This window comes from Agrobacterium tumefaciens, assembly GCF_005221325.1.
GTDB lineage: Bacteria > Pseudomonadota > Alphaproteobacteria > Rhizobiales > Rhizobiaceae > Agrobacterium.
Map to the genome: position 1 here is coordinate 681475 of NZ_CP039889.1, position 13338 is coordinate 694812.

General features: G+C 61.7%; 11 protein-coding genes. 6 read left to right on the forward strand and 5 right to left on the reverse strand.

The genetic code is table 11. From position 1 onward, the window contains the following. Positions 1-148: 148 nt before the first annotated feature. From CFBP5499_RS18035 to CFBP5499_RS18055, 5 genes are read right to left on the reverse strand one after another with little or no spacing between them, the layout of a single operon-like run. Positions 149-1426, reverse strand: a complete 1278-nt coding sequence (locus CFBP5499_RS18035) for a dihydrolipoamide acetyltransferase family protein (RefSeq protein ID WP_080829563.1) — start codon at positions 1424-1426, stop codon at positions 149-151. Positions 1427-1428: 2 nt separating this feature from the next. Further along, complete coding sequence (locus tag CFBP5499_RS18040) at positions 1429-2442, reverse strand: alpha-ketoacid dehydrogenase subunit beta (protein ID WP_080829562.1); 1014 nt, start codon at positions 2440-2442, stop codon at positions 1429-1431. Positions 2443-2445: 3 nt separating this feature from the next. After that, the gene (locus tag CFBP5499_RS18045) at positions 2446-3684 is read right to left on the reverse strand and encodes a 3-methyl-2-oxobutanoate dehydrogenase (2-methylpropanoyl-transferring) subunit alpha (protein WP_080829561.1); all 1239 of its coding nucleotides are present in this window, start codon (positions 3682-3684) and stop codon (positions 2446-2448) included. Between the two features lie 43 nt (positions 3685-3727). Next, positions 3728-4855 carry an acyl-CoA dehydrogenase family protein gene (locus CFBP5499_RS18050; protein WP_080829560.1) on the reverse strand — a complete coding sequence of 376 codons (1128 nt, stop codon included), beginning with the start codon at positions 4853-4855 and terminating at the stop codon, positions 3728-3730. A gap of 11 nt (positions 4856-4866) precedes the next feature. Further along, positions 4867-6030, reverse strand: coding sequence for an acetyl-CoA C-acyltransferase (locus CFBP5499_RS18055; protein ID WP_080829559.1), 1164 nt, complete (start codon positions 6028-6030; stop codon positions 4867-4869). Between the two features lie 183 nt (positions 6031-6213). Here CFBP5499_RS18055 and CFBP5499_RS18060 point away from each other — a divergent pair, with 183 nt between their 5' ends. The 6 genes from CFBP5499_RS18060 to CFBP5499_RS18085 all read left to right on the forward strand — a co-directional run bounded on the left by CFBP5499_RS18060 (position 6214) and on the right by CFBP5499_RS18085 (position 13247). Then, entirely contained in the window at positions 6214-6687 is a 474-nt protein-coding gene (locus tag CFBP5499_RS18060) for an Lrp/AsnC family transcriptional regulator (protein WP_035221263.1), read from the forward strand. Between the two features lie 80 nt (positions 6688-6767). Then, the gene (locus CFBP5499_RS18065) at positions 6768-7940 is read left to right on the forward strand and encodes an isovaleryl-CoA dehydrogenase (RefSeq protein WP_080829558.1); all 1173 of its coding nucleotides are present in this window, start codon (positions 6768-6770) and stop codon (positions 7938-7940) included. Positions 7941-7949: 9 nt separating this feature from the next. Beyond that, positions 7950-9551 carry a carboxyl transferase domain-containing protein gene (locus tag CFBP5499_RS18070; RefSeq protein WP_080829557.1) on the forward strand — a complete coding sequence of 534 codons (1602 nt, stop codon included), beginning with the start codon at positions 7950-7952 and terminating at the stop codon, positions 9549-9551. A gap of 7 nt (positions 9552-9558) precedes the next feature. Further along, positions 9559-11553 carry an acetyl/propionyl/methylcrotonyl-CoA carboxylase subunit alpha gene (locus CFBP5499_RS18075; protein ID WP_080829556.1) on the forward strand — a complete coding sequence of 665 codons (1995 nt, stop codon included), beginning with the start codon at positions 9559-9561 and terminating at the stop codon, positions 11551-11553. A 1-nt stretch (position 11554) separates the two neighbouring features. Beyond that, positions 11555-12481, forward strand: a complete 927-nt coding sequence (locus tag CFBP5499_RS18080; protein WP_080829555.1) for a hydroxymethylglutaryl-CoA lyase — start codon at positions 11555-11557, stop codon at positions 12479-12481. Continuing rightward, positions 12471-13247 (forward strand): enoyl-CoA hydratase-related protein, encoded by a 777-nt coding sequence (locus CFBP5499_RS18085; protein ID WP_080829554.1) that lies wholly within the window; start codon positions 12471-12473, stop codon positions 13245-13247. The genes CFBP5499_RS18080 and CFBP5499_RS18085 overlap by 11 nt, the downstream gene beginning before the upstream one ends. The last annotated feature ends 91 nt before the right edge of the window (positions 13248-13338 follow it).

Genomic DNA, 13338 nt, shown 5'->3' on the forward strand with positions numbered 1-13338 from the left:
ATACCCGAAGATGACGAACGCAAGCCTATAGCGACAGCGAAACAGTTCCATGAAGGTCGAAAACGGCGGCTAAAAAACGCGCGCCCCTCCCACCTGTGCTTGTCACAGGGGGGGAGGGGCGCGTGACCGAATGGTCGCCGGTCGCCTCTCACTCGATGAAAATAAGCGCCGGCTTCTCCAGCAGCGCTTTGATGGCCTGAATGAAGACCGCCGCATCCCAGCCATCGACGACCCGATGGTCGAAGCTCGAAGACAGGTTCATCATCTTGCGCGGCACAAAACGCGACCCATCCCAGACCGGCCGTGTCATGATCTTGTTGACACCGATGATCGCCACCTCGGGATGGTTGATGATGGGCGTCGAAACAACACCACCCAGAGCCCCCAGCGAACTGATGGTGATGGTGGAGCCCATCAGCTCTTCCCGATGGGCGGTGCCGGTGCGGGCGGCTTCCGCAACACGCGCGACTTCTTCCGCACAGTCCCAAAGGCCGAGTGTTTCCGTGTGGCGGACGACCGGAACAGTCAGGCCCGCCGGCGTTTGCGTGGCGATGCCGATATGAACCGCTTCATAGTGGCTGACGACCCCTTTTTCATCATCGAAAGTGGCGTTCATGCCGGGGTGATCGGCCACGGCTTTCACCAGCGCACGCATCAAAAACGGCAGGATCGTCAGCTTCGGCTGCCCGGAACGGCGATTGCCGTTCATCGTGGCGCGCAGATCCTCCAGATCGGTCACGTCGACTTCTTCGACATAGGTGATGTGGGGAATGCGCGAGACGGAAAGCACCATCTTCTCGGCAATCTTGCGCCGCAGACCCGTTATCTTCACTTCCTCGACGGCGCTATCGTGCGGCGTCATCGGCTCGGGACGTTCCGGCCGGCCCCGTATCGTTAAAAATCCATCGAGATCGGCATGGGTGATATGCCCGTCTGGCCCGGTTCCCTTGACCTTGGTGAGATCGATATCGAGATCATCGGCGCGCTGGCGAACGGCGGGGGATGCGAGCGGCTTGTGATGGGGCTCGGCTGCGGGCACGGAAGGTGCCTCTTCGGCCTGGCGCGGAGCTGGCTGGGTTTCAACAGGTGGCGGCGCTTCCGTCATGTCGGCAGGCGCTTCCTCTTCCGTCGTCCGGGTTGGCGCCTCCGCCTCCGGCGCGCTGCCATCGGGTGCGGCCGCAGCGACATCGGTTTCGATACGGACGAGCGGTGCTTTCACCGGCACCGTGTTTCCGACCGTCACGGCGAGCCAGGTGATGATCCCCGCCACCGGCGAGGGGATTTCCACCGTCGCCTTGTCCGTCATGACAGCGGCCAGCACCATGTCCTCATGGACGATATCGCCCGGCTTGACGTTCCATTCCACCAGCTCGGCTTCCGCCACGCCTTCACCGACATCGGGCATAGTGATAACAAATTCCGCCATAATCAGGCCTCCATGACGTCTACGAGGGCGCGCCCGACGCGGGCGGGTCCCGGAAAATAGTCCCATTCCTGCGCATGGGGATAAGGCGTATCCCAGCCGGCGACCCGGACGACGGGAGCCTCCAGATGATAAAAGCAATGTTCCTGCACCAGCGACACGACCTCCGCGCCGAAGCCGGAGGTGAGTGTCGCCTCATGCACCATCACGCAGCGGCCGGTCTTCGAAACGGACTTCACGATGGTATCAAGATCGAGCGGCAGCAGGCTGCGAAGATCGATGATCTCGGCATCCACACCCGTCTCTTCCGCCGCCGCCAGCGCCACATGCACCATGGTGCCATAAGCGATGACGGTGACAGCGTTGCCGGGGCGGCGGATTTCCGCCTTGCCGATGGGGATGGTGTAATGACCTTCCGGCACTTCGCCCATCTCGTGCTTGGACCAGGGCGTTACCGGCCGATCATGATGGCCGTCGAAAGGACCGTTATAAAGCCGTTTCGGCTCCAGAAACATGACCGGATCGGGGTCTTCTATGGACGCAATCAGCAGCCCCTTGGCATCATAGGGATTGGAGGGAACCACCACCTTCAGCCCGCAGACATGGGTGAAAAGCGCCTCCGGGCTCTGGCTGTGCGTCTGCCCGCCAAAAATGCCGCCGCCGGTCGGCATTCTGAGAACGATGGGGCAGGTGAAATCGCCATTGGAGCGATAGCGGATGCGCGCTGCTTCCTGGGTGATCTGGTCATAGGCGGGATACATGTAATCGGCGAACTGGATTTCGACGCAGGGCCGCAGCCCATAAGCGGCCATGCCGATGGCCGTGCCGACGATGCCGGATTCACTGATCGGCGCATCGAAACAGCGGGTCTTGCCGTATTTTCCCTGTAGCCCCTGCGTGGCGCGGAACACGCCGCCGAAATAACCCACATCCTCGCCGAACACCACGACATCGTCGCTGCGTTCCATGGAAACATCCATGGCGCTGCGGACGGCTTCGATCATCGTCATTCTTGTCATGTCCTACCACCCTGCCTTCTGGCGCTGGCGGGCGAGATGCGGCGGCATCTCCTCATAAACGCCTTCGAAAATATCCTTTTTCGGCGGTTTTTTGCCCTCGTGCAGCGTACCGTGACTTTCCGCCTCGCGCTGTGCCTCCAGCACCTCATCGGCAATTTCCGCCTCCGCCTGCCGGTGCCGTTCCTCCGACCAGACGCCGCGCAGGGTGAGATGTTTCTTGAGGCGGAGAACCGGATCGCCGAGCGGCCAGGCTTCGGATTCGGTCTTTGGCCGGTAAGCACTAGGATCATCCGAGGTGGAATGGGCGCCGACACGATAGGTGACATATTCGATCAGCGTCGGGCCGAGATTGCGGCGCGCCCGCTCCACCGCCCAGCGCGCCACGGCATAAACGGCGAGATAATCATTGCCATCGACCCGGAGTGCAGGAATGCCGAAGCCCAGCCCGCGCGCTGCAAAGGTGCCGGAACCGCCGCGCGCAATGCCCTGAAAGGTGGAAATGGCCCATTGGTTGTTGACGATATTGAGGATGACCGGGGCCTTGTAGGTGGAGGCAAAGACCAGCGCTGAATGGAAATCCGACTCCGCCGTCGAGCCGTCGCCGATCCACGCGGCCGCGATCTTGGTATCGCCCTTGATGGCCGAAGCCATCGCCCAGCCGACCGCCTGTACATATTGCGTGGCGAGATTACCCGAGACGGTGAAGAAGCCGTGTTCCTTCGAGGAATAGAGAACCGGCAACTGCCGCCCATGCAGCGGGTCGAGCTCGTTGGAATAGATCTGGTTCATCATGGTGACGAGCGGATAATCGTCGGCGATCAGCAGCCCCGCCTGCCGGTAGGTCGGGAAATTCATGTCGCCCTTGGAAAGCGCCTTGCGGAAGGCGCAACTGACAGCCTCCTCCCCCAGATGCTGCATGTAAAAGGAGGTCTTGCCCTGCCGCTGCGCCATCAGCATGCGGGCATCGAAAGCCCGAAGCCGCATCATGTTTTTGAGGCCGACCAGCAAATCCTCGTCCGAGAGCAGCCCTGCCCATGGCCCGACAGCCTCGCCCTGATGATTGAGGACGCGGATGATCGAATAAGCCAGATCGCGCATGCTTTCAGGTGCTGCATCCACCTCCGGACGCGGCACGGTGCCGGCCTTGGATATCTTCACATTGGAGAAATCCGGCTGGTCGCCGGGCCGCACCGCGGGTTCCGGAACATGCAGGCTGAGATGTGGCGTTTCGGTTATATCCATTCTACTCCTCCCATGGCCATCTCCTCCAGACGACGAAACATTTTCAGAGGTTCCGCGCGATGACCATGCGCTGGACATCGCTGGTTCCCTCATAAATCTGGCAGATGCGCACATCGCGATAGATCCGCTCCACCGGATAATCCGCCATGTAGCCGTAACCGCCGTGAATCTGGATGGCGTCCGAGCAGACGCGCTCGGCCATTTCGGACGCAAAAAGTTTCGCCATCGAGGCCTCCGAAAGACAGGGCTCGCCCGCTTCCTTCAGCGCCGCCGCATGCAGCACCAGCTGCCGCGCCGCCGCAATGCGCGTCGCCATATCTGCGAGGCGAAAGGCCACTGCCTGATGCTCGATTATTGCCTGTCCGAAAGCCTTGCGTTCGCGGGCATAATCCCGCGCCGCCTCGAAGGCCGCCTGCGCCATGCCGACCGCCTGCGCGGCGATACCGATGCGGCCGCCTTCCAGATTGGCGAGCGCGATACGATAACCCTGCCCCTCCTCGCCGAGCCGCAATTCGGCCGGGACCACCATGTCGGTAAAGGCAATCTGACAGGTGTCGGACGAATGCAGGCCGAGTTTCTCCTCAACCCTGATAACCTCGTAACCCGGCGTGTCCGTCGGTACGATGAAGGCCGTGATGCCCTTCTTGCCCGCCGCCGCATCGGTAACGGCAAAAACGATGACGACATCGCCATTCTTGCCTGAGGTGATGAACTGCTTCGCGCCGTCGAGAACGTAGCGGTCGCCATCGCGCCGCGCACGGGTCTTCAGGTTGGAGGCATCGGAACCGGCCTGCGGCTCGGTCAGTGCAAAACCGCCGATCCATTCGCCAGAGGCGAGCTTGGGCAGGAAACGCTGCTTCTGCTCTTCGGTCCCGAATTTAAGGATCGGCACGCAGCCAACCGAATTGTGCACGCTCATGATGGTGGAACAGGCACCATCTCCGGCAGCAATCTCTTCCAGCGCCAAGGCATAGGCAACCGCGCCAGTCTCCGAGCCGCCATAATCCTCGGAGACCAGCATGCCGAGGAAACCGAGTTCGCCCATTTCCTTCAGTTCGTCTTTCGGGAATCGGCTTTCCCGGTCGCGCGCGGCAGCGCCGGGGGCGAGCCGCTCGCGGGCGAAATCGCGGGCCATGTCCCTGATCTGCTGCTGGGCTTCGTTCAGGATCATCGCCGCCTCCCTTAATGCCGCTCGATGCCGAGCGCGGTTGCTTCGCCGCCGCCGATACAGACGGCGGCCACGCCGCGTTTCAGCCCGTGGCGCTGCAGGGCTGCCAGCAAGGTGACGACGATCCTCGCGCCGGAAGCGCCGATGGGGTGGCCGAGCGCGCAGGCGCCGCCATGCACGTTCACCTTCTCATGCGGCAGATCGAGGTCGCGCATGGCCGCCATGGCCACGACGGCAAAGGCCTCGTTGATTTCAAAGAGATCGACATCCTTCGCGGCCCAGCCGGTTTTATCGAACAGCTTCCTCATCGCGCCGATGGGAGCGGTTGGATATCCGGCCGGTGCATCGGCATGGGAGGCCTGACCGATAATGGTTGCCAGCGGTGAAAGGCCCCGCCTTTCCGCTTCCGATCTGCGCATGAGAACAAGAGCGGCCGCACCATCGGAAATGGAACTGGAATTAGCCGCCGTCACCGTTCCACCATCGCGAAAGGCAGGCTTCAGCTGCGGGATTTTTTCCGGCTTTGCCTTGCCCGGCTGCTCGTCCACGGCGACGTCTCCGACCAGCGCAATTTCCGCCTCGAACGCACCGTCAGCTATGGCGCGTCGCGCCCGTTCAAGCGAGGTCAGCGCATAGTCATCCTGCATGGCGCGGGTAAATTGGTAGGATTCAGCGCAATCTTCCGCGAAAGTACCCATTAGCCGGCCCTTGTCATAGGCGTCTTCGAGACCGTCGAGAAACATGTGGTCGGTGAGCTTGCCGTGGCCGAGACGATAGCCATTGCGGGCGCGATCCAGCAGATAGGGCGCATTGCTCATGCTTTCCATGCCGCCCGCCAGCACGATGGAAGAGCTTCCCGCCGCAATCTGGTCATGCGCCAGCATGATCGCCTTCATGCCGGAGCCGCACATCTTGTTGATGATCGTCGCGCCAATCGAGTTGGGGATTCCGGCGGCAATCGCCGCCTGTCTGGCCGGAGCCTGCCCCTGCCCGGCCGTGAGCACACAGCCCATCAGCACATCGTCAACGTCGGAAAACGGAACCGCAGCCCGTTCGACGGCCGCGCGAATCGCCGCCGCTCCGAGATCGGGCGCGGCAACCGATTTGAATTCGCCCTGGAACCCACCCATAGCAGTACGGGCGGCCCCGACGATCACGACAGGGTCATGCACAGCCAAATTCACCTCCCTTGGCCATCCCTCGCTTTGAGAAAACGACCATCATCGCCATCTCCTCCAGACCGCGACTGATGTGAACGCTATCACTATCTCGAATTCATTTCAAAGCTATTTTGATTGACAGTTTTTTGATTGGCGATATCTTTGATCCAACAATTAGTCATATCATAGAGCAAATGATCCATGATTGAGCTCGACAGTTTCGACCGCAAGATTCTGCATGTGCTCGGCGATGACGGGCGGGTGAGCTGGCGCGATCTGGCGGCCCGTATCGGTCTTTCCTTCACGCCGACGCTGCGCCGCGTGCGCAAGCTGGAAGAGGAAGGCATCATTCGCGGTTATACCGCCGTGTTCGATGAGAACCGGCTGCTCGGCAATATGGGTGTGTTCATTTCCGTCACGCTGGAACGGCAGATCAAGGAAGCATTGACGACCTTCGAACACCATGTCGCCTCCATTCCCGAAGTCGTGGGCGGTTACCAGACCAGCGGCAGTTCCGATTACCTGATCCACGCCATGGTTCGGGACCTGCCGCATTATCAGGAGCTACTGGATTTCCTGACCACGGTTCCCGGCGTCTCGCGCATCCAGTCCAATTTCGCCATCAAGACATTCGTGCGCCGTTCCGCCGCCTTCACCGGAGGTGACGCGCCATAATCAAGGGTTGCCGGCGCGGAGGAGGTGCCGGCGGCTGACAAAAGGGACGGCGGCAAAGGCCGTCCGGAGGAGGAGACGCGATGAGTTTGAACCTCGCCGCCATTTTCGACGCCGATCTCGGCCCGGAAATCGCAGCATTGCGCGACAGCGCGAGCGCATTCGCAGATGATAAAATCGCCCCGCTGGCCGCCGAAATCGACCGCGACGACCGCTTTCCGCGCAAGCTCTGGCCGGAAATGGGCCAGCTCGGCCTGCACGGCATCACCGTTTCGGAGGAATTCGGCGGTGCTGACATGGGTTATCTCGCCCATTGCGTGGCGATGGAGGAGATAAGCCGGGCTTCCGCTTCCATCGGCCTTTCCTATGGCGCCCATTCCAACCTCTGCATCAACCAGATTCACCGCTGGGGAAGGCAAGAGCAGAAACACAGATATCTGCCGAAGCTGGTTTCCGGCGAGCATGTCGGCTCACTCGCCATGAGCGAGACGGAAGCCGGTTCGGATGTCGTCTCGATGCGGCTGAAGGCGGAACGCAAGAGCGACCGTTATATGCTGAACGGCGCGAAGATGTGGATCACCAATGGTCACGAGGCCGATACGCTGGTGGTCTATGCCAAGACGGATATGTCCGCCGGTGCGCGCGGCATCACCGCCTTCCTGATCGAAAAGGGCTTCAAGGGTTTCCGCCCGGCCCAGAAACTCGACAAGCTCGGCATGCGCGGCTCCCCCACCTCAGAACTGGTGTTCGAGGATTGCGAAGTGCCGGAGGAAAACATTCTCGGGCGTTTGAATGACGGCGTGACGGTGCTGATGAGCGGGCTGGATTACGAGCGCGCCGTACTGGCTGCGGGCCCGGTCGGCATCATGCAGGCCGCCATCGATCTGGTTCTGCCCTATGCCCGCGAGCGCAAGCAGTTCGGCAAGCCGATCGGTGAATTTCAGCTGGTGCAGGGCAAGCTCGCCGATATCTATTCGGCCATGAACGCCTCCCGTGCCTATGTCTATGCCGTGGCGCGGGCCTGCGACAATGGCCGCATCACGAGGCAAGACGCCGCTGGCGCGATCCTCTTCGCCGCCGAGCGGGCTACGCAGGTGGCGCTGGATGCGATCCAGCTTCTTGGCGGGTCCGGTTATGTCAATGAAAGCCCGGCCGGACGGCTGCTGCGCGATGCCAAACTTTATGAAATCGGCGCGGGCACCAGCGAAATCCGCCGGATGCTGATCGGCCGCGAACTGGTCAAGGGCAACGGGTGAGGACACGCGATGAAGCTTACATCCAGTCTGAACCGCGATCCCACCTTTACCGCCAATGCCTCTTTCATGTCCGGCCTGGTGGAGGATTTGAGAGCGCATGTCGAAAAAATCTCGAAAGGCGGCGGCGACAAGGCCCGCGAACGGCACCTCTCGCGCGGAAAATTGCTGGCGCGTGATCGGATCGAGGCGTTGCTTGATCCGGGCAGTCCATTCCTCGAATTTTCGCAATTTGCCGCTTACGAGGTCTATGACGAACCCGTCCCCGCCGCCGGCATCGTTACCGGCATCGGCCGGGTGTCGGGCCGCGAATGCGTCATCGTCGCCAATGATGCGACGGTGAAAGGCGGCACCTATTATCCACTGACGGTGAAGAAGCACCTGCGAGCGCAGGAGATCGCCACGGAGAATCGCCTGCCCTGCATTTACCTCGTTGATTCCGGCGGTGCGAACCTGCCCAATCAGGATGAGGTGTTCCCCGACCGTGATCATTTCGGCCGCATCTTCTATAATCAGGCCAATATGTCGGCAGCTGGCATCGCCCAGATCGCCGTGGTGATGGGCAGCTGCACGGCTGGCGGGGCCTATGTGCCTGCCATGAGTGACCAGTCCGTCATCGTCAAAAATCAGGGCACGATCTTTCTCGGCGGCCCGCCGCTGGTGAAAGCCGCGACCGGCGAGGTGGTGAGCGCGGAAGAGCTGGGTGGTGCGGATGTGCATTCCCGGCAATCCGGCGTCACCGATCATTATGCCAATGACGACTGCCATGCGCTGGCGCTGACCCGGCGGATCGTCTCCACGCTTAACCGCCGTAAACAGGTGGAACTGGATATCCGCGAGCCGGCGGGGCCGCTTTATCCGGCCGACGAGCTTTACGGCATCGTTCCGGCCGATACGCGCAAACCCTTTGAGGTGCGCGAGATCATCGCCCGTCTGGTGGATGGCTCGCAATTCGATGAGTTCAAGGCGCTTTACGGTACGACGCTGGTCTGCGGTTTTGCCCATATCCATGGTTATCCGGTCGGCATCGTCGCCAATAACGGCATCCTTTTTTCGGAATCGGCGTTGAAAGGCGCGCACTTTATCGAACTTTGCTGCCAGCGCGGCATTCCGCTGGTCTTCCTGCAAAACATCACCGGCTTCATGGTCGGTAAGGCCTATGAGGCGGGTGGTATCGCCAAGGATGGCGCGAAGCTCGTCACCGCCGTTGCCTCTGCCAAAGTACCGAAATTCACCGTCATCATCGGCGGCTCCTTCGGGGCTGGCAATTACGGCATGTGCGGCCGCGCCTATTCGCCACGCTTTCTCTGGATGTGGCCGAATGCGCGCATTTCGGTGATGGGCGGCGAGCAGGCGGCTTCCGTGCTGGCGCAAATCCGCCGCGACGGCATCGAGGCTGATGGCCGCCATTGGTCGAAGGAGGGCGAAGAGGCGTTCAAGCAGCCGATCCGCGAAAAATACGAACGGGAAGGCCACCCCTATTATGCCAGCGCCAGGCTCTGGGACGATGGCATCATCGACCCGAAGGATACCCGCCTGGTGCTCGGCCTCGGGCTTTCCGCCGCACTCAACGCGCCGATTGAACCCACCCGTTTTGGCATATTCAGGATGTGAGGCGACGATGTTCTCGAAAATACTGATCGCCAACCGTGGCGAAATCGCCTGCCGCATCATCCGCACCGCCCGCGACATGGGCATCCGCACCGTCGCGGTCTATTCGGATGCCGACCGAGACGCCATGCATGTGGCGCTGGCCGATGAGGCCATCGGCATCGGCCCCGCACCGGCGCGCGCCTCCTATCTCGACGGCGAAAAGATCATCGCTGCCGCAAAGGCGAGCGGCGCAGAGGCCATCCATCCGGGTTACGGCTTTCTCTCCGAAAATGCCAATTTCGCCGAAGCCTGCGCTTCTGCCGGCCTCGTTTTCATCGGCCCGCCGCCGGAAGCAATCCGCGCCATGGGCGGGAAAAGTGAAGCGAAGGCGCTGATGGCAACGGCGGGTGTTCCCATCGTTCCGGGTTATCACGGCGATGAACAGTCCGAAAAGCGGCTGGCGAGCGAGGCGGACAAGATCGGTTATCCGGTGCTGCTCAAGGCCTCGGCCGGCGGTGGTGGCAAGGGCATGCGCGTTGTCAGGCAGAAGCGGGACTTCGCGGCGGAGCTTGCCGGCGCAAAACGCGAGGCGCTGGCCGCCTTCGGCAATGACCGCATGCTGATCGAAAAATACCTCGAACGGCCGCGCCATGTGGAAGTGCAGGTCTTTGCCGATGGCCACGGCAATTGTGTTTCGCTTTTCGAGCGCGACTGCTCGATCCAGCGTCGGCACCAGAAAGTGATAGAGGAAGCCCCCGCCCCCGGCCTGCCCGATGCTCTGCGGCAACGCATGTATGATGCGGCGGTCACTGCGGCCCGCGCCATCGATTATCGCGGCGCGGGAACGGTGGAGTTCCTGCTCGATCCATCCGGCGACTTCTATTTCATGGAGATGAACACCAGGCTTCAGGTCGAGCATCCGGTGACGGAATATATTACCGGTCTCGATCTGGTCGAATGGCAGCTGCGTATTGCCAATGGAGAAGCCCTGCCTGAAGACTGGGCCGATCTTCGCATCAACGGCCATGCTATCGAGGCGCGGATTTATGCCGAAGACCCGGCGCATGATTTTCTGCCGGCGGTAGGCACGATCAGCCATCTCGTCTTTCCCGATGAAGGCCCTCACCTCAGGATCGACAGCGGCATCCGTGCCGGTGACGCCATCACGGTGCACTACGATCCGATGATCGCCAAGCTGATCGTCTGGGATCATGACCGCGCCGCTGCCGTGCGGCGTCTAAAGGTGGCGCTTGAACAGCTGGCGATTTGCGGCGTCACCAGCAATGCGGCCTTTCTGACGCGGCTAGCCGGGCACGATGCTTTCGCCGCCGCCGATCTCGATACCGGCTTCATCGCCCGCAATGAGACAGCCCTTTTTGCTCCGGAGGCCGTGGGCGAAAATGAGATCGCACTGGCTGCGCTCGGTCTTCTTCTCACCCGTAAAAACGCAAGCGCCAACCCGCGAGCACAGGCTGACCCCCATAGTCCATGGAACGCCACCAACACCTTCCGGCTAAATGCGCCGGCGCGGGAAACGCTGCATTTCACCATGCAGAACCAGCCGATCGACCTTGGCGTTATCCATGAGGCAGACAGCTTTTCGCTGGAGACCGCCGGACAGACGATCCGCGCTTATGGCAACCTCTCAGACAAAGGCAGCTTGCGCGCGACCGTCAACGACAGGACATGGCACGGCTATTTCTTCGCGGAAGATGACAGCTACGCGCTTTTTCTGCACGGCGAACACTATCGTATCAGCCAGCCAGACCCGGTCGATATCGCGGATTCTTCAGGCCATACGGGCGGTCTGGAGGCGCCCATGCCGGGCGTTATCCGCGCCGTGCTCAGCCAGAGTGGCGCGGCCGTCGAGACCGGCGATGCGCTTGTGGTGATGGAAGCGATGAAGATGGAGCATACGATCCGCGCCCCGGCGAAAGGCATCGTCACCGCCATCAACTGCGCTGAAGGCGATATGGTGGCCGCCGGGGCGGTGCTGGTGGATTTCGAGCCGGAGGGCGTCTGATATGAGGTGGCCTCGCAACGTGAAGATCGTTGAGGTGGGGGCGCGTGACGGTCTGCAGAACGAAAGCGCCGAGGTTCCTACCGCCATCAAGATCGAACTGATCGAACGGCTCGCCGCAGCCGGCCTGCCGGCGGTCGAGGCGGGCGCTTTCGTATCTCCCAGAAAAGTGCCGCAAATGGCCGGTTCGAAAGAGGTGTTTCAGGGCCTCGAACGACGGCCCGGAGCCGCCTATCCGGCGCTCGTCCCCAATATGAAAGGTTTCGAGGCGGCCATCGAGGCAGGCGTGACGGAAATCGCCGTTTTCGTCTCCGCCTCGGAAGGCTTCAGCCAGCATAATATCGGCTGCTCGCGCGCCGAAAGCCTCGAGCGCCTGCGCGATGTCGCGGAGGCTGCCGCCGCTGGCAATATCCGCATGCGCGGTTACGTCTCCTGCATTGCCGGCTGTCCCTATGACGGAGCGGTCGCGCCCGATGAAGTAACGGCGATGGCCAACGCGCTTGTGGCCCTCGGCTGTTATGAAATCTCGCTCGGCGATACGATCGGCGTCGGCACGGCCGGCCGGATTCGCAAGGTAATCGAGCGAGTGGCGACCGGCATTCCGCGCGAACAAATCGCCATGCATTTCCATGACACCTATGGGCAGGGCGTCGCCAATGTTCTGGCCTCGCTTCAGGAAGGCATCACCGTTTTCGACAGTTCCGTTGCGGGGCTGGGTGGTTGTCCCTTTGCGCCGGGAGCGAGCGGCAATGTCGCCACGGAGGATGTCGTTTATCTGTTGCAGGGGCTGGGCATGGAAACCGGTATCGACCTGATGGCGGTCGCGAAGACCGGTGAGTGGATCAGCCGGCATCTCGGCAGGCCGAATGCGGCACGCGCCGGAAAAGCGCTGCTTGCTGCAAAACAGGAGGGTGACCTGCATGGCGGATGAATTGCTGCACGAGACACGTCAAGATGTTCTGTGGTTGACCCTCAACCGGCCGGAGGTTCACAACGCCCTCAATGCCGCGATGACGGATGCACTCACGGATGCGATCCGCGCTGCATCCGGCGATGGCGGCCTGCGTGCGGTGGTGATAACGGCAGCCGGAGACCGCAGCTTCTGTTCGGGAGCCGATCTGAAAGAAAGTGCCGGTGGCATGTTCCTCTCGCGCAACGGGACGAACCCGATTGCCGACGTGATGCGCGCCCTAGAGCGCTGCGACAAGCCCGTCATTGCCCGCATCAATGGAAGGGTTCTGGCCGGCGGGCTCGGCCTTGTCGCCGCCTGCGATCTTGCCTATGCCGCCGACCACGCCCAATTTGGCCTGCCGGAAGTGCGGGTCGGGCTTTTCCCGGCCATGGTGGCGGCAAAGCTTCTGGCGAAAATACCCCTGGGCGGGCTTCAGGAAATGGCCTATCTCGGCCAGCCGATAAGCGCTGTGGAGGCAGCACGTCTCGGCCTTGTCAATCGCACTGCGCCCTTGGCCGAACTCGACGACTTGATCGAGGATGTTCTCGCGAAGCTGCGGCAGAACGCGCCGGGCGCGATCGCCACGGGAAAGGCGGCCCTGCTGGCGATGCGCGATCTTCCATCGGATGAACGGCTTGCCTTTGCGGAAGGTGCCATAGCAGCGATCAGCGGCAGCGATGAAGCGCGCGAAGGGCGGCAGGCTTTTGCAGAAAAGCGCCTGCCTGTATGGGTCGGCACGTCCTGAACCGCCGCGTTTCACAGCAGCGGCGCGTCTTCAGCTGTTAATCGATATAATGTCCGCGGCCGCGTTGACCCCGTTCAGCAAATCGCGTTCT